Origin of the sequence: Roseovarius sp. MMSF_3281 (assembly GCF_030733685.1) — a bacterium.
In the GTDB taxonomy this organism is placed as follows: domain Bacteria; phylum Pseudomonadota; class Alphaproteobacteria; order Rhodobacterales; family Rhodobacteraceae; genus Roseovarius.
The window spans coordinates 95,330-113,376 of the sequence record NZ_JASHIM010000013.1; the positions used below are offsets into that span (position 1 = coordinate 95,330).

The window sequence follows — 18,047 nt, forward strand, 5'->3', positions numbered from 1 at the left end:
CTACATGGCATCGACGAAACACTGAACCTTGTCAGCCATTTGTTCCGGGCCTAGCGAGCGTTGAAAGAACTCGACGAACCCATGCTCGGGCAGCGTAAGGTAGGTCATCGTGGTATGATCCACCAAGTAGTAATCCTCGGCACCTTCGGCCGGGGCCTGCTTTTCGTAAAAGGTACGATAGGCCCGGCTGGCGGCTTTGACCTGCTCTTCCGACCCGGTCAGGCCCAGCATCCGGGGATGCAGGTTATCGGTGTACTCGGCCATAACCTCGGGCGTGTCACGGGCCGGATCGACCGAGATGAACACCGGCTTCACGATCTCGCCACGCTCTTCAAGGATCTCGACCGCCTGCGCGTTGCGGTAGTTGTCCAAGGGGCAGACATCGGGACAGAAGGTGTACCCGAAATAGATCAGCGTGGGTTTGTCGATGACGTCGGTATCGGTGACGGTCTCACCGGTTTCACTGACCAAGGTGAAGGGCCCGCCGATCTGCGACGTACCGCCCGCCACCTTGCCGGTACGGCACTGGGCGAATTGATCGTCCGGCGCGCTGCCTATGGTCATGTAATAGACACCGCCAAGCAGGCCCAAGATAGCCACCACCGCGGCAATCGCATAGGTTCGAGTCATCCCAATTCCCTTCGTGAAGCTAGGCAATCCGCCTGTCCTGTGGCACATCTAACATCGGCAGCCCAAGTTGCAACGGGACGGAAAGGCGCAGATGTCCGACTCTTCGATAGATATGTTCAAATCGCCCAGTCGTGGCAATTGGATCAGGTTGCGCACCCTGATCCTGTTGCGCTGGTGGGCGATCATCGGGCAAGTCAGCGCCCTGATCGTGGCGCAGCGGCTGTATTCCCTCAATCTTGAAATCGGCTTGTGTTACCTGGCCGTCGGCGTGGCGGTTATCTCGAACCTCGTGGCCTCTTTCGTTTATCCCGAGAACAAGCGCCTTTCGGAAAGCGAAACCTTGATGGTGGTGCTGTTCGACCTGCTGCAACTGGGGTTGCTCCTGTATCTGACGGGCGGCCTCAACAACCCGTTCTCGATCCTGATCGTCGGGCCCGTAATTGTTTCGGCCTCGGCCTTGTCGTCACGCTCCACGATGTTCCTGGGGCTGACGGCGATCTTGATCGTTTCCCTTTTGACACAGCTTTACCTGCCCTTGCGCACTGAACAGGGGTTTGTCCTGCGCATCCCGCAAATCTTCATCTTCGGCAACTGGGCGGCAATCGTGATCGGGGTGGTGTTCTTGGGCGTCTATTCGCGCTGGATCGTGTCCGAGATGCATTCGATGTCCGATGCCCTGCAAGCCACGCAAATGGCCTTGGCCCGCGAACAGAAACTGACCGATCTGGGCGGCGTGGTGGCGGCAGCCGCCCATGAGTTGGGCACACCATTGGCCACCATCAAGCTGACCAGTTCGGAACTGGCCGAGGATCTGGCCGACAATACCGACCTGCGCGAGGATGCGCTTTTGATCCGCGAACAGGCGGACCGCTGCCGCGATATCCTGCATTCCATGGGCCGGGCAGGCAAAAGCGATCAGATGCTGCGCCGCGCGCCCTTGACCGCCGTGATCGAAGAGGCCGCCGAACCGCATGTCGAGCGTGGTAAAATCATCCTGTTCGAACACGGCAGCGAAAGCAGCGGCGAAACACCCACCGTCCTGCGCCGCCCCGACGTGATCCACGGGTTGCGCAACCTCGTGCAGAACGCCGTGGATTTCGCGCATGAAAAGGTCTGGGTCGAAAGCCGCTGGACCGAGGACAGGATCGTGGTGCGCATCATGGATGACGGGCATGGATACCCGCCGCATGTTCTGGGCCGGATCGGTGACCCCTTCGTGCGCCGGCGCAACAGCCCCCCCGACGCCCTACGCCCCGAATACGAAGGCATGGGCCTTGGCCTGTTCATCGCGAAAACGCTTTTGGAACGCTCGGGCGCGGATTTGAGTTTCGCCAATGGCTCCGACAGTTTCCGGCGACAATCGGAATTGGCAGACCGCACCGGTGCCTTTGTCGAGGTCAGCTGGCCACGCGCCCATATGGAGGCCCCACCGCGCAGCGACCGCGCCCCCATGGGCGAAAACGAACGGATACAACGCTAGTCCATCGGTAATTAACCCGCGATTAACCAAAACCGCGCAAAGATTCCCCAAGGTCTGCCCAAGGGGAAAAGGATGCACGCCATCACACCGATCCATGTTCTGGCCCTCATGGGGGCCGCCGCCGTGACGGCGCTGTTCGTGGTTTGGCTTTCCGGGCTTCTCCTGTCGCGGCGCACTCGGCCCAGCGCGGACAGCAGCGACCAAGGCACCGATGCCTATTTCCTCTTTCACGACGATCAACTCGCTGATCTGGATATCGGCACGCCGACGTCCATCGCCGACCCACCCGAAGGGGTAACGCAATGGAAAAAGATGCGCGAAACGCTGCACGCCATCTTTCCCGGCTTGCCGGACTCGCTTGCGAAACTGCCCGACGACACGGCGGCGCGGTTCCACGCCCAAGGCGCGGCGCGCGGCATGATCCTGACGGCAACCCGCCGAGGGCCGAACACCCGTATTCAGCTGCACAGCGAAGACATAATAACGGCCTGGCAACGCCTGACCGCCATTACCGAATCGCAGGGGCAAACCGGGCAACTCGGCGCATTGCGCGACGCGCCCAACGCCATTTGCACGGCCGACAATACCGGGCGGGCGATATGGCAGAACACCGCGTGGAAGGCCCTTCCCCACAGCGTCGCACAACAGGCGCTTGAAGGGATCGCACCTGACGAGTTGAGCGACACAAAGGTACAGCGCCTCAAGGAACCGGGCAGTCACCGTTGTTTCGAATTGCACAGCACACCACAACCCGGCGGCCAGTCGCTCTACATCACCGAAGTCACCGGCCTCGTCCGGGCCGAGAATGCCCAGCGCAAGTTTGTCCAGACCCTGACCAAGACCTTTGCCAATCTCACCACGGGGCTGGCCGTGTTTGACCGCAATCAGGAACTGGCCCTGTTCAATCCCGCGCTTTTGGAACTTACCTCGCTGCCTGCGCCTTTCCTGACGGCACGCCCCCATGTCATGAGCTTCTTCGACGGGTTGCGCGACCGACAGGTCATGCCCGAGCCACGCAGTTACGCGAAATGGCGCGCGCATATCCTTGAGATGATCAAAAGCGCCTCGGACGGGCTGTATCAGGAAAACTGGTCGCTGCCTTCGGGCCTCACCTACCGGATCACCGGGCGGCCCCACCCCGATGGCGCGGTCGCCTTCCTGATCGAGGACATCACCGACGAGATGTCGATCAAACGCCGCTTTCGCGCGCAACTGGATTTGCGACAACTGGTCATGGACGAAATGGATGATGCAATCACCGTTTTTGACTCGCGCAACCTGTTGATGTTCTGCAACCAACGCTGCGCCGATCTTCTGGGCATCGACCCGGACAGCAGTTTTGCCGATCTCAGCACCGCGGACATCGTCAAGGCCTATGCCGATACGCCGCTGGGACAGGCCGATTGGGCCGAGATTGCAGAAGCCCTTGCCTCGGACAAGGCGGGGCTGGACCACAAGCGGGTGTTGCGGGGTCGGTCGGGACAGGTCGCCGAATGCCGGGTGCGATCGCTGTCGGGGGGTGTAAAAATGCTGTCGGTCAAACCTCTGAACCCCGTGACCGGGCGGCCCATAACGGCCGAACACGCCTGACTGACCCCTTGCAGGCGGCGAAGGCGCGTGTACTGTCGCGCCATGTCCCGCCAAAGCGCCCAAATCACCTGTCACAGCCCCGATGAAACCTGCGCCATCGCGCAGGCGTTGGGCCCGCTTTTGCGCCCCGGCGATTGCCTCTTGCTCAAGGGCGAGGTGGGCGCAGGCAAAACCCATTTCGCGCGCTGCCTGATCCAGGGCCTGCTGGAAATGCCCGAGGATGTACCATCGCCTACCTACACGTTGGTGCAAACATATCCCGGCCGCTTGGGCGATCTTTGGCACGCCGATCTTTATCGCCTGACCGATATTGGCGAGGTCGAGGAACTGGGCCTGCTGGAGGCCTTCGAAACCGCGATAAGCCTTGTCGAATGGCCTGATCGCTTGGGCGATTTGGCCCCGCAAACGGCCCTGCACCTGACGCTTGAAACCGCCGCGACAGAAGATGCCCGCCAATTGACGTTCGAATGGTCGGATGCCACTTGGGATGCCCGCATGAAGGAGCTTTGCAATGGCGGATCGTGACAGCCTGATCAAAGCCTTCATCGCAGACACCGAATGGCAGGGGGCCAAGGTGGCCCCGCTCGCGGGCGATGCCTCGAACCGCCGCTACCTGCGCCTGCATCACGCCGCGCTGGGTGACGCGGTCCTGATGGATGCCCCGCGTGAAAAAGGCGAGGATACCGCGCCTTTCATCCAAATTGCTGAATACCTCACGTCACAGGGCCTCAGCGCGCCGCGCATTCTGGCGCGCGACACGGCGCAGGGGTTTTTGCTGCTGGAGGATTTGGGCGATGACCTGTTCGCCCGCGTGATCCCGCGGGATCCTGACCTTGAAAACAGTCTCTATTCCGCCGCAACTGACCTTCTGGTACAGCTTCACACGGCCCCGCCGCCCGATGGTTTGGCCGCCTACGATCCGCCACTGATGGCCGACCTCTCGGCGCTGCCCTTTGATTGGTACGCCAAGGGCACGCCCGGTTTGCGGGCCGAATTTGCCCAAGCCATGCAGCGCGCGCTTGAAGGGTTGCACGGGCCAAGCGATGTGATGATCCAACGCGATTACCACGCCGAAAACCTGCTCTGGCTGCCAAGGCGTGCGGGTGTGGCGCGTGTGGGCCTGTTGGATTTCCAAGACGCGATGCTGGGCCACCGGGCTTATGACCTGGTCTCGCTTCTGCAAGACGCGCGGCGCGATGTGCCCCCGCAGATCGAAGAGGCGATGATCGCACGGTATGTCAAGGCCGCCGGTCTGGACCCGGCGCAATTCCAAGCCGATTACAACCGCCTCGGCGCGCAGCGCAACCTGCGGATCGTCGGTGTTTTCGCCCGGCTTTGCATCCGCGATGGCAAGGCGCATTACGTTGACCTGATCCCGCGCGTCTGGGGCCACCTGATGCGCAATCTTGAGGATCCGGCACTCTCGGATGTGGCCGCACTTGTGCATGCGCATCTGCCCGCCGCCGATGCCACCACCCTTCAAAGGCTCAAAGACCAATGCGCGACACACCCAAGGCCCTGATACTTTTCGCCGCCGGGTTCGGCACGCGCATGGGCGCGCTGACCGCTGAGCGGCCCAAACCCATGGTCGAAGTGGCGGGCAGGCCGCTGATTGATCACGCTATGGAACAGGTGCGCGGCCATGGGGTGGAAACCGTGGTGGCCAACCTGCACTACAAGCCCGAGCCGCTGATCGCGCATCTTGCCGGTAAGGGCGTGCAGCTTTCGCATGAAACGCCCGATATCCTGGACACAGGCGGCGGCCTTCGCCATGCGCTGCCGCTTCTGGGCGATGGGCCGGTCTTTACCATGAATACCGATGCGGTCTGGAAAGGGCCGAACCCCCTGTCGCAACTGGCCAAGGTTTGGGAGCCTTCCAAAATGGATGCCCTGCTGCTCTGCCTGCCACGGGAAAATGCGGTGGGCCACAAGGGCGCGGGCGATTTCGTGATCGCCCCCGATGGGCGCATCGCCCGTGGGCCGGGGCATGTCTATTCCGGGCTGCAAATTCTCAAGACCGACATGTTGCACGAGATCAAGCAACAGGTGTTCTCGCTCAACCTCCTGTGGAACCGCATGGCCGAGGCGGGCCGCTTGTACGCCACGCCCTACCCCGGGAAATGGTGCGATGTCGGCCACCCCGAGGGTATCGCACAGGCCGAAGACCTGCTTGAATACCCGCATGTTTGACCCAACCGATGCCCCCCGTGTCTTTGGTGTGCCGCTTGGCGTGGATTTCCCCAAGGCGCTGGTCGACGGCCTTTTGGCGCTGCATAAAGGCCAGCCGCCCGAGGCGCTGGCGCGGGTGCATCTGATCGTCAACACCCGCCGCATGGCCCGCCGCATCCGCGAGATGTTCGATCAAGGCCCGGCGCTCTTGCTACCGCGCATTTCATTGGTGACCGATCTAGGCGAGGATTGGGCCATGGCCGACCTGCCCGATGCGGTGCCGCCCCTTCGGCGGCGTCTGGAACTCCTGCGGCTGGTGGAACAACTGCTGGACCAATCCCCCGATCTTGCCCCGCGCGCGGCGCTTTACGACCTCTCCGACAGCCTTGCCGGCCTGATGGACGAAATGCATGGCGAAGGCGTCCCGCCCGAGGTGATCGAAGGCTTGGACATCACCGACCAATCCGGCCACTGGGAGCGGATCAAAGCCTTTTTGGGCATTGTCAGACCCTATTTCGACGTTGGCCAGTCCGAACCTGACGTGGAAACCCGGCAACGGATGGTGATTGAACGGCTCACCCACCAATGGGCCGAAACGCCCCCCGATCATCCCATCATCATCGCGGGCTCCACCGGCTCGCGCGGGGCGACGCAGATCTTGATGCAGGCGGTCGCGCAACTTCCACAAGGGGCGGTCGTCTTCCCCGGCTTCGATGCCGATATGCCCGAAGATGTCTGGCAAACGCTGGAAACCCCGCTCACCTCCGAAGACCACCCGCAATACCGCTTTGCCCAGTTCATGGCGCGGCTTGGCGGGCACCCGCGTGACATCGCCCCTTGGCCGTGGTCCCCCGCCCCGGCCAGCCTTGAACGGAACAAGGTGATCTCGCTTGCCCTGCGCCCCGCGCCGGTGACCGATGAATGGTTGCGCGATGGGCCACTCCTGCCCGATCTGACCAAGGCCATGGCCAACGTCACATTACTGGAGGCCGAATCCACCCGCGATGAGGCGCTGACCATCGCCATGCGCCTGCGCAAAGCCGCCGAAGACCAGACTACCGCGGCCCTCATCACCCCCGACCGAACGCTGACCCGGCAGGTCACCGCCCTTCTGGATCGCTGGGGCATTATCCCCGACGATTCCGCCGGTATGCCGCTGCAACTCTCGGTGCCGGGGCGGTTCCTGCGCCATGTGGCCGACCTGATGCGCAACCGCCTGACCGCAGAGTCGCTTCTAACCCTTCTCAAGCACCCGCTGACCCATACGGGCAATGAACGCGGCCCCCACCTGCGCCTGACGCGGGAGTTGGAGTTGCACCTGCGCCGCTATGGGCCGCCCTTCCCCGATGCCGAAAGCCTCACCGCCTGGGCCGCAGGCCGAAAAGAGGACGAGGCCGAGGCCTGGGTGGCCTGGATTCGAGACTGTTTCTGCGGAAAAGAGGTGAGTAGTGCCCAACCGCTGACCCGTCTTGTCGAGGATCATATCGCCTTGGCCGGGCGCATCGCCCAAGGCCCCGAAGGCGAGGGCACGGGAACGCTTTGGGAAAAAGAGGCCGGGCGCGAAGCCCTCAAGGCAGTCACCGAACTTCAAGACAACGCAAAGCACGGCGGGCAGTTGAACGCCCCCGACTACGCCAATCTCTTCAACGCCATTCTGGGCCGGGGCGAGGTGCGCAACCCCGACACGCCCCACCCGCATATCCGCATCTGGGGCACGCTGGAGGCCCGCGTTCAGGGGGCCGAATTGCTGATCCTTGCGGGCCTCAACGAAGGAAGCTGGCCCGAAGCGCCCAAGCCCGACCCATGGCTCAACCGCAAACTGCGCAACGAGGCGGGGCTTTTGCTGCCTGAACGGCGCATCGGTCTTTCGGCACATGATTTCCAACAGGCGGTAACCGCGCCCGAGGTCTGGCTTACCCGCTCGATCCGCTCGGACGATGCCGAAACCGTGGTGTCGCGCTGGCTCAACCGCTTGCAGAACCTGTTGGATGGCCTGCCCGAAAAAGGCGGTGAGGACGCGCTCAAGGCGATGCGCGCAAGGGGTCAGCATTGGCTTGCGCTGGCCGAGCGGCTGGAAGACCCCGGTGTTGCCACCCCTGCCAAACGCCCCGCGCCCATCCCACCGGCCGCTGCGCGGCCCAAGCAACTTTCGGTCACCGAGATCAAAACCCTGATCCGTGATCCTTACGCGATCTATGCCAAGCATGTTCTGCGCCTCAAACCGCTTGATCCGCTGATGAAAGCCCCGGATGCCCTGTTGCGCGGGATCGTTCTGCACAAGGTGCTGGAAGAGTTCATAGACAACAGCATGGCCGATCCCGGCCTTCTGACCCGCGACCACCTGATCACGAAAACAGAGACTATTCTGGCCGAAAACGTCCCTTGGCCCGAGGTGCGCGCCATGTGGCTGGCCCGGATGGAGCGGGTGGCAGACTGGGTTTTGGCCACCGAAGACACCCGCCGCGAACGTGGCCGCCCCACGGCCCTCGAGGAAAAAGCAAAGGCCAGCCTGCCCGCCCTGGGCTTTACCCTCACCGGCACCGCCGACCGGATCGACATGGACGAAACCGGACAGCTTTATATCTACGACTACAAAACCGGCGCGGCCCCCACCGGCCCGCAACAGGCCGAGTTCGACAAGCAATTGCTGCTTGAGGCCGCGATGGCCGAACAATTCGGCTTTGGCGATCTTGCGCCCAACAAGGTGGCCGGGGCCTATTACCTCAGCCTCAGCAACGACCCCAAGGAGGTGCCCGCGCCGCTGGCCGACGAACCCGTCGAAAAGATCTGGCAGGAATTCGAGGCCCTGATCGCCGCCTATCTGGACGGGGGCAAAAGCTTCCCCTCGCGGCGGGCGATGTTCACCAAGGATATGGAAGGCAATTACGACCAACTGGCGCGGTTCGGCGAATGGGACATCACCGATGACCCCGAGGAAGGGCCGGTATCATGACAAAACGCAATGACGCCACCCAACGGCAAGTGGACGCCGCCCGCCCCGACCGCTCAACTTGGCTGTCGGCCAATGCCGGATCGGGCAAAACCCGTGTCCTGACCGACCGTGTCGCGCGGCTGTTGCTGGAGGATGTAGACCCACAGCATATCCTCTGCCTCACCTACACCAAGGCCGCCGCAAGCGAGATGCAGAACCGCCTGTTCGACCGCTTGGGCGAATGGGCGATGCTGTCCAATGACAAACTCGGCGCGGCGCTTGAGGACCTGGGGGTTGAACGGGATCTGGACGACGACACCCTGCGCAAAGCGCGGCGCTTGTTCGCCTGCGCCATCGAAACGCCCGGTGGGTTGAAAATCCAGACGATCCACTCTTTCTGTTCCTCGCTTCTGCGCCGCTTCCCGTTGGAGGCCGGTGTCACACCCCAGTTTGCCGAGATGGACGATCGCACCGCCAGCCTCCTGCGTGCCGAGATCGTCGAACAGATCGCCGAAGGGCCGCAGGCCGCGAAATTCTACAATCTCGCGCGCCATTACACCGGCGATGACCTGGATAAGCTGACCGCCGAGATTGTTCGCGCCGCCAGCGCCCTGAAAAACCCGATCAGCGATGCGGAACTGGCCGATGCTTTCGGCATCGCACCGGATTTGACGGAAGAGTCCCTCTTGGCCGGGGTATTCTTGGGCAGTGAGCGGGCGCTCCTGGATCAATTGATCCCTGCGCTTGAGGCGAGTAGTTCCAACGATCAAAAAGCGGCCGTCAAACTACGCAACATTACCAACTTTGACCTTGTTGCGCTGGCAGAGCTCGAAGGGTTGTTCCTGTTCAAGTCAGGGGCCAAAGCTTTCACAGCCAAGATAGGCACTTTCCCCACCAAACCCTGCCAAAAAAACCTCGCCGCAGTCATGCCTCAGATCGACGATTGGATGACCCGCGTGGAATCCGCCCGCGAACCGCGCTTGGCCCTCGCCGCCATGCGCAAAACCCGCGCGCTGCATGCCTTCGCCCGTACCTTCCTTGAGGCCTACGAAGCGGCCAAGCTCCGCCGGGGGCTGCTGGATTTCGATGATCTGATCCTGCGCACCCGTGATCTTCTGACCAACCCCGATGTCGCCGCTTGGGTGCTTTACCGGCTGGACGGCGGGATCGACCACATCCTGGTGGACGAGGCGCAAGATACCAGCCCCGTGCAATGGCAGGTGATCGAACGCTTGGCACAGGAATTCACCAGCGGCGAAGGCGCCCGCGCCGATGTGCCCCGGACAATCTTTGTTGTGGGTGACAAGAAACAGTCGATCTATTCCTTCCAAGGTGCCGACCCGCGCGAGTTTGACCGCATGAAAGACGAGTTCGACGACCGTCTGAAGGCCACGAACACCCCGCTCAGCGCATTGGAGATGGAGTATTCTTTCCGCTCCTCCCACGCGGTTCTGGCGCTGGTCGATGCCACCTTCGCCAACGCTGGGGAAAGCGGTTTTACGCCGGATCAGGGCCACAAGGCCTTCAAATCCGATATGCCCGGGCGCGTCGATCTCTGGCCCGTGATCGAAAAGCCCGAGAAAGAGGAACAGCCCGATTGGTACCTGCCGGTCGATACCAAGGCCCCCAATGATCCGGCGATCCTTCTGGCCCGCAAGATCGCGCAAGAGATCCGCCGGATGATCGACGATCAAACCCCGGTTCCCGATGGCAAGGGCGGTATGGCCCCCGCCCAGCCGGGCGATTTCCTGATCCTCGTGCAACGCCGCAGCGCGCTTTTCCACGAGATCATCCGCGAATGCAAAGACCAGGACCTGCCCATCGCCGGGGCCGACCGGCTCAAGGTCGGGGCGGAAATGGCCGTGCGTGACCTTGGCGCGCTGCTGTCGTTCCTTGCCACGCCCGAGGACAGCCTTGCCCTGGCCACCGCGCTGCGCTCCCCGCTCTTTGGCTGGTCCGAGGGCGATCTTTACACCCTCGCCCATGGCCGTGCGCAGACATACCTTTGGGCGGAACTGCGCAATCGCGCCGAAGAATTCCCTGAAACCATGGCGGTTCTCAAGGATCTGCGCAAAGAGGCCGATTACCTGCGCCCCTATGACCTGCTGCAACGCATCCTCACCCGTCACAACGGCCGCCGTCGCCTTTTGGCCCGGCTCGGCAGTGAGGCCGAGGATGGCATCGACGCCCTGTTGTCACAGGCCATGGCCTATGAACAACGCGCCGTCGATAGCCTGACGGGCTTCCTTGTCTGGCTGGAAACCGATGATCTTGAGATCAAGCGCCAGATGGACAGCGCCGGCAATCGCATCCGGGTGATGACAGTGCATGGCGCCAAGGGGCTTGAGGCACCCATCGTCATCCTGCCCGACACCGGCCAGCGCAAGAATGACATCAAGGATCAAATCCTGACCCATCAAGGCACCGCCCTGTGGAAGCCCGGCGCAGACGAGGCCCCGCAGGTCATCACCGATGCCATCGACGCCGCAAAGGCCGCGCAACTGGCCGAACGTGACCGGCTGCTTTACGTCGCCATGACCCGGGCCGAGAAATGGCTGATCGTGGCGGCAGCGGGCGATTTGGGCAAGAATGGTGACACATGGTACGACAAGGTGCGCATGGGGCTAAAGGCCTGCGATGCCGCGCCACATCCCACCGAAGGCGAAGGCGCGCTGCGTCTGGAACATGGCGATTGGGGGGCCGCGACACAAAGCGCCAAGGAAAGCGCGGGCACCCCGGCGCCCCCTGACCTGCCCGCCTATTTCCACACCCCCGCCCCGAACAAAGCCACCGCTTTGGAAACCCTCAAACCGTCTGAGCTGGGCGGCAAAAAGGCCCTGCCCGGGGAAGGGCTGGAAGAGGAAGAGGCCAAGCGCCGGGGCCGGCAAATCCACCGCCTTCTGGAAATCCTGCCGACCGTGCCCCAGGATACATGGCCCGACACCGCCGCGCGTATCCTTGCCAACGGCCCGGATGCGGCGCAAGGCGCGGATCTTGACCCGCTGTTGGCCGAGGCACAGGCGGTTCTGACCGCGCCTGACCTCCAACATCTCTTCACCCCCGATGTTCTCTCTGAGGTGCCGATCAGCGCCAATATCGACGCCCTGCAAAACCGTCGTATTCACGGCATCATCGACGCGCTTGTCCTCACCCCCGACAGCGTGCTGGCGGTGGATTTTAAAACCAACACCGTGGTGCCCGGCACGCCCGAAACCTGCCCCGATGGCCTCTTGCGGCAAATGGGGGCCTATGCCCATGCGCTGGCCTCGATCTACCCTGATCGCAAGGTGCAAACCGCCTTTGTCTGGACGCGCACGGCAACCTTCATGCCACTGCCCCACGATCTTGTGACCAAAGCGCTCAAGGCCACCACCATTGCTTGACGCTTCCGGCACGCGTACATAGGTTGCCAATCAAACGCACACCCCTGTCAGGAGAAAGCCAATGGCCACCGTTGCCGTAACCGACGATACCTTCGATGCCGAAGTGAAGAATTCCGATATCCCCGTTGTGGTGGATTTCTGGGCCGAATGGTGCGGCCCCTGCAAACAGATCGGCCCGGCGCTGGAAGAGATTTCCGCCGAGATGGAAGGCAAGATCAAGGTCGCCAAGGTCGATGTCGACAGCAACCCCAACGCCGCCGTGCAAATGGGCATTCGCGGCATTCCCGCGCTGTTCATCTTCAAGAATGGCGAAGTTGTCTCGAACAAAACCGGCGCCGCGCCCAAGGCCGCGCTGCAAAGCTGGATCGAAGAAAGCATCTAAGCGATCCGCGCATAGGTTTCGAAAGGGCTGCCTTCGGGCGGCCCTTTTTTGTGATGGGAAGAAGCCGCGCCATCGACGGGCCTAGCTTCATAATCTGATTGCGCGGAATCAAGGCCGCAGGCCGCCGCGCATCGCCGGGCCGCCCCCCGGCACGGCGATTTGGCCAGACTTAGTTCGCATCCTTAAAGTTGCGCGCCAGTGACTTAAAGCGTTCCGCCTTTAACCTGAGGCATCAGCGAAAGGCGGAACGCGTGCAACGATTGAGCGGAGCACTGCGTTTCGCGAAAATCTGTGATTCAGGTTTTTCGCGAAACGCTTTAGATAAAGCGCTATAGACCAACCGGTAGAACGCCGTACCGCGGCCCGCCAATACGCGGCTCTTCCCTTTTCCCCCTCACCGGGCGACAAACAGGGTATGAGCCTTACAAACTCCGATATTCTCGATCTCGTCGCCCTGCGCCACGATCTGCACCGTCACCCCGAAGTCTCGGGCGACGAATCCCAAACCGCCCAGCGCATCACACAGGCGTTCGCGCCACTTTCGCCCGATAGGCTCATTCCCGATCTGGGCGGGCATGGCGTGGCAGCGGTGTTCGAGAGTGGCAAAGACGGCCCCGCCGTCCTGTTCCGCTGCGAACTCGACGCCCTGCCGATCTACGAGACAGGCACGCCCGCGCATCGCTCCCTCACCGACGGGGTTGGGCACCTTTGCGGCCATGACGGGCATATGGCAATCCTGATGGGGCTGGCGCGGCTGTTGTCGCGGCAACGCCCCGCAAAGGGCCGCGTGGTGCTTTTGTTCCAACCGGCCGAGGAAACCGGGGCCGGGGCAAAGGCCGTACTGGAAGATATGAATTTCGACCCTATTCAACCGCAATATGCCTTTGCCCTGCACAATACCCCCGGTCTGCCAATCGGTCATGTTGCGCTTACCGCCGGGCCGGTAACCTGTGCCTCGCGGGGGCTTGAGGTGCAATTCACGGGCCGCTCCGCCCATGCCTCGCAACCCGAAACCGGCATTTCCCCCATGGCGGCGCTGGCACAAGTCATGCCGGGGCTTACCGCGCTCAGCCATGGCACCACCTCCGACCCCGATTTCGCGCTCGTGACCGTGACCCATACCCAAATGGGCGAACCGGCCTTTGGCATTGCCCCGGGCGATGCCCGGCTTTTTGCCACCCTGCGCACCCTTACCGATGATCGGATGACAAACCTCTGCGATCAGGCTCTAACCCTGCTGAAAACCGCCTGCGAAACCCATGGCCTGAGTTTCACCCATGCCTATCACGACATCTTCCTGCACAGCGAAAACGACCCCGAGGCCACGGCCATTGCCACCGCCGCGCTCGACGCGCTGCAAATCCCGCATGACGCCACCGGCCTGCCCTGGCGCCCGTCCGAGGATTTCGGGCGCTTTGGCCATAACGCCCGCGCCGCGATGCTGTTTCTGGGGGCGGGCCACAGCCACGCCGCCCTTCACAACCCCGATTACGACTTTCCCGATGATCTCATTCCCATCGGAACCAGCATCTTTCACCGCATCGCACGTGACCTTCTGGGTTGAACCCTTGCACCATAGGCCGCAGCCTTCCATATAGGCACGAACCAAAGCGGAGGCGGATATGAGCAACGAATTCCCCGGCTGGCACGGCACCACCATCGTCGGCGTCAAGAAAGACGGCGAAGTCGTCATCGCAGGCGACGGCCAGGTCAGCCTTGGCCAAACCGTGATCAAGGGCACCGCCCGCAAGGTCCGCCGCATATCCCCCGGCGGCTATGACGTGGTGGCAGGCTTTGCCGGCTCCACCGCCGATGCCTTCACCCTTCTGGAACGGCTCGAATCCAAACTCGAAGCCACCCCCGGCCAGCTGCAACGCGCCTCTGTCGAACTCGCCAAGGACTGGCGCACCGACAAGTACCTGCAAAAGCTCGAGGCGATGCTGATCGTCACCGACGGTGACCAGATCTATGTCATCACCGGCGCGGGCGACGTGCTTGAACCCGAACACAACTGCACCGCCATCGGCTCGGGCGGCAACTACGCCCTCGCCGCCGCCCGCGGCATGATGGACAGCGACCGCACCGCCGAACAGATCGCCCGCGACGCCATGGCCATCGCCGCCGATATCTGCGTCTACACCAACGGCAACCTGACCGTAGAAAGCATCTCCAAATGACCGACCTGACCCCCCGCGAAATCGTCAGCGAACTTGACCGTTTCATCATCGGCCAGAAGGACGCCAAGCGCGCCACCGCCGTCGCCCTGCGCAACCGCTGGCGGCGCAAGCAACTGCCCGATGACCTGCGCGAGGAAGTGTACCCGAAAAACATCCTGATGATCGGCCCCACCGGCGTCGGCAAAACCGAAATCTCCCGCCGTCTGGCCAAACTCGCCCGCGCGCCGTTTATCAAGGTCGAGGCCACCAAGTTCACCGAGGTGGGCTATGTCGGCCGCGATGTCGAACAGATCATTCGCGATCTGGTGGATACCGCCATCGCCCAAACCCGCGACTACATGCGCGAGGATGTCAAAGCCTCGGCCCACCAGAACGCCGAGGACCGGGTGATCGAGGCCATCGCCGGCGAAGACGCCCGCGACGCCACGCGCGAGATGTTCCGCAAGAAACTCCGCGACGGGCTGCTCGATGACACGGTGATCGAACTGGACGTCGCCGACCAATCCAACCCCATGGGCATGATGGATATTCCCGGACAGCCCGGCAGCCAGATGGGAATGATGAACCTTGGCGATCTCTTCGGTAAGGCCTTCGGCGGGCGCACCGTGCGCAAGAAACTCACCGTCGCCGAAAGTTACGAGCTGTTGATCAGCGAAGAGGCCGACAAGCTGCTGGACGATGAAACCGTCAATAAAACCGCGCTGGAATCCGTCGAACAGAACGGCATCGTGTTTCTGGACGAGATCGACAAGGTCTGCGCCAAATCCGAGGCCCGCGGCGGCGATGTTTCCCGCGAGGGGGTGCAGCGCGACCTGCTGCCGCTGATCGAAGGCACCACCGTGTCAACCAAGCACGGGCCGGTGAAAACCGATCATATCCTGTTCATCGCGTCGGGCGCCTTCCATATCGCCAAACCCTCCGACCTGCTGCCCGAACTGCAAGGCCGCCTGCCCATCCGGGTCGAGTTGCGCGCCCTGACCGAAGAAGATTTCGTGCGCATCCTGACCGAAACCGACAACGCCCTCACCCGCCAATACACCGCCCTGATGGGGACCGAGGAGGTGACGGTCGACTTCACCGAAGACGGCATCGCGGCACTGGCCCGCATCGCGGCAGAGGTCAACCAGTCGGTCGAAAACATCGGCGCCCGGCGGCTCTATACCGTCATGGAACGGGTGTTCGAAGAACTCAGCTTCACCGCCCCCGACCGCGCCGGCGAAGGCGTGACGGTGGACGCTGCGTTTGTCGAGGAGAACTTGGGCGAACTGATGAAATCAGCGGATTTGTCGAGGTATGTGCTTTAGGGGAAAACAGATCTTTGTTTCTTGGTAATTATTGTGGCTTTTTTGGGAAAAGAGGATACAACTTTATAGTGTGAAGCTGTAAGATTTTTCGTAGACTAATCAGCAACGTCACAGGGTATTCTATTTGAGACTTAAAGCAGTCACGATTGAGAATTTTAAAGCAATAGACAAAGCTCGTGTCGAACTGGCCGATGTCACTATTCTTGTTGGTCAGAATAGCTCAGGTAAGTCTTCATTTCTCCAGGCTCTCCATTGGGCGTGTAGGTGTACCGCAGACCCAAAAATCCAAAACAACCAAGCCCGGAGCGTTGCGGTGCAGTCTTTGGACTATTTTCCCACGCCCGATGCAAAAGTTGTTGGGCACAACAAGGAACTTCGCGAAGCTAGAGGAAAGCAGGAGCACGTTTCCGTATTCGTGACGCTGGAATGTGATGACGAAGACGAAAGCTCCGGAGTTATTCCGATCAAGCGAGGCAGAAATGATGCCATTCAAATTGACTTAAGAGCCGAAAATCTATTGCCTAAAAAGCTTTATTCAGAGCTATCAGATCGCAATTCTCCTTTCAGCGCGTATATTCCAGGGCTTGCCGGCATACCGTCGAGTGAAGAAAAGAAAAGTAGGCAACCCGTATTTAGAAGTGCGGCTAGTGGTGACGCCAACAGTGTTCTTCGGAACATTCTTCTGTTAATTCAACAAGAATCCAAAGACGACTTGACCATTCTTGAAGAGTGGATTTCTAAAGTCCTCGGACCAACTAAGATCAAAATAGAATTCGACGACAGCGAACATTTTGACATCGAGGCCCTTGTTTACACTGAGAAAATGAAAGGAGGGTTTTGGGCTCCGCTTGAGCTTGCAGGTACAGGAGTACTACAGGTTGTTCAAATCTTTGCATACTTGGTTTTGTTTAAACCAAGTATCCTGCTTATTGATGAACCTGATGCACATCTTCACCCGGATAGACAAGAGAAGCTAATTCGAACAATTGAAGAAGCCGCTACTGAATTCTCCGCTCAAGTGATATTGACCACACACAGTCCACACATCATCAGAACCTCTTCGCCAGATGTAAAATTAGCATGGCTTGCAAACGGGGGAGTTGCTCAAGACGAAGCCATCATAAGAGAACAAATGGGATGGGGCCTTCTTGATAAGTCAACGCTTATTATCACCGAGGATAAAAATACTCCATTGCTTCAATCAATTGTTGATCAATGGCCAGAGCACAGGCAAAAAACTGCGATTTGGCCGGTCTTCGGTGCAGAAAATCTTCCATCTGCTGATGGAGCAAAATCTCTCAAAGACATGTTAGGCGTTTCAAAATTAGTGATTCATCGTGACGGAGATTTTTTAACAGAATATGAAAAAGGGATTTTGACTAAAAAATTCTACGGAAGTGGGTGCGAGTTATGGATCACCGGACCATCGGATTTAGAGGGATATTTATGTGATCGAGAACATCTCATGGACTGTTTAGCTGTAAGCGAGGATCAAGCTGAAGAAATATTGTCGGAAGCTTGGAACCAAGCAAAAAGCGAAAAAACCTTCACTGAAAAACGAAAACAGATCAATAAAAGTGACAAGTTTTACCCTGGCGGATCGGGTACGCCAAAAAACGAAGATGTGAAAAAGGAGCTTGATTACTATTATGCTGGCTCTGTTAAAGGCAAAGCGCTCCTGAAGTGCCTCAAGACAATCATCCATAAAGACTTTGAGTTGTCTCCCTCTTTATTATTTGAACTACGGGATAAGGGGCAAATCGCCGAAGACTTGAAAGACATATTGAGTGGCTAGGCTCTAGTACTTGCTAATTATCCGACCTTCGTACGACCTACTCCCTCCCCATTCCGTACAAAACCCACGTCCAAAGCGCACGGCACGGGCGTGTCTCACCCCCCAAACCCCACCGACGTCATACCGACAAAATACCGACGTGATACCGACAGGGGTTTTTCGGCGGTTCGGGGTGAAATCGGCCGCTGCCTCCCCCAAAATCCCC

At 60.5% G+C, this 18,047-nt stretch carries 13 protein-coding genes; 12 read left to right on the forward strand and 1 reads right to left on the reverse strand.

The window, feature by feature from the left end; all coding sequences use genetic code 11:
• Entirely contained in the window at window positions 1–630 is a 630-nt protein-coding gene (locus RBB32_RS13295) for an SCO family protein (RefSeq protein WP_306153223.1), read from the reverse strand.
• A 91-nt stretch (window positions 631–721) separates the two neighbouring features.
• Here RBB32_RS13295 and regB point away from each other — a divergent pair, with 91 nt between their 5' ends.
• The 12 genes from regB (at window position 722) to RBB32_RS13355 (ending at window position 17,842) form a co-directional block, all read left to right on the forward strand.
• On the forward strand, window positions 722–2,110 hold the full coding sequence (gene regB, locus RBB32_RS13300) for a sensor histidine kinase RegB (protein ID WP_306153225.1): 1,389 nt from the start codon (window positions 722–724) through the stop codon (window positions 2,108–2,110).
• Window positions 2,111–2,182: 72 nt separating this feature from the next.
• Window positions 2,183–3,700, forward strand: a complete 1,518-nt coding sequence (locus RBB32_RS13305; RefSeq protein ID WP_306153227.1) for a PAS-domain containing protein — start codon at window positions 2,183–2,185, stop codon at window positions 3,698–3,700.
• Between the two features lie 42 nt (window positions 3,701–3,742).
• Window positions 3,743–4,225, forward strand: a complete 483-nt coding sequence (gene tsaE, locus RBB32_RS13310) for a tRNA (adenosine(37)-N6)-threonylcarbamoyltransferase complex ATPase subunit type 1 TsaE (protein WP_306153229.1) — start codon at window positions 3,743–3,745, stop codon at window positions 4,223–4,225.
• Entirely contained in the window at window positions 4,212–5,222 is a 1,011-nt protein-coding gene (locus RBB32_RS13315; protein WP_306153231.1) for an aminoglycoside phosphotransferase family protein, read from the forward strand. The genes tsaE and RBB32_RS13315 overlap by 14 nt, the downstream gene beginning before the upstream one ends.
• Window positions 5,198–5,890, forward strand: a complete 693-nt coding sequence (locus RBB32_RS13320; protein WP_306153234.1) for a nucleotidyltransferase family protein — start codon at window positions 5,198–5,200, stop codon at window positions 5,888–5,890. Before RBB32_RS13315 ends, RBB32_RS13320 begins: the two co-directional genes overlap by 25 nt.
• A complete protein-coding gene (gene addB, locus RBB32_RS13325) occupies window positions 5,883–8,822 on the forward strand; it encodes a double-strand break repair protein AddB (protein WP_306153236.1) in 2,940 nt (979 codons plus the stop codon). The genes RBB32_RS13320 and addB overlap by 8 nt, the downstream gene beginning before the upstream one ends.
• Window positions 8,819–12,184, forward strand: coding sequence for a double-strand break repair helicase AddA (gene addA / locus RBB32_RS13330; protein ID WP_306153238.1), 3,366 nt, complete (start codon window positions 8,819–8,821; stop codon window positions 12,182–12,184). The genes addB and addA overlap by 4 nt, the downstream gene beginning before the upstream one ends.
• 61 nt (window positions 12,185–12,245) lie before the next feature.
• Entirely contained in the window at window positions 12,246–12,566 is a 321-nt protein-coding gene (trxA, locus tag RBB32_RS13335; protein ID WP_306153242.1) for a thioredoxin, read from the forward strand.
• Between the two features lie 415 nt (window positions 12,567–12,981).
• Entirely contained in the window at window positions 12,982–14,130 is a 1,149-nt protein-coding gene (locus RBB32_RS13340; RefSeq protein ID WP_306153244.1) for an amidohydrolase, read from the forward strand.
• Between the two features lie 58 nt (window positions 14,131–14,188).
• Window positions 14,189–14,743 carry an ATP-dependent protease subunit HslV gene (gene hslV / locus RBB32_RS13345; RefSeq protein ID WP_306153246.1) on the forward strand — a complete coding sequence of 185 codons (555 nt, stop codon included), beginning with the start codon at window positions 14,189–14,191 and terminating at the stop codon, window positions 14,741–14,743.
• Window positions 14,740–16,047 carry an ATP-dependent protease ATPase subunit HslU gene (hslU, locus tag RBB32_RS13350; RefSeq protein WP_306153248.1) on the forward strand — a complete coding sequence of 436 codons (1,308 nt, stop codon included), beginning with the start codon at window positions 14,740–14,742 and terminating at the stop codon, window positions 16,045–16,047. The genes hslV and hslU overlap by 4 nt, the downstream gene beginning before the upstream one ends.
• Before the next feature lie 124 nt (window positions 16,048–16,171).
• The gene (locus tag RBB32_RS13355; RefSeq protein ID WP_306153250.1) at window positions 16,172–17,842 is read left to right on the forward strand and encodes an ATP-dependent endonuclease; all 1,671 of its coding nucleotides are present in this window, start codon (window positions 16,172–16,174) and stop codon (window positions 17,840–17,842) included.
• Window positions 17,843–18,047 lie beyond the last annotated feature (205 nt).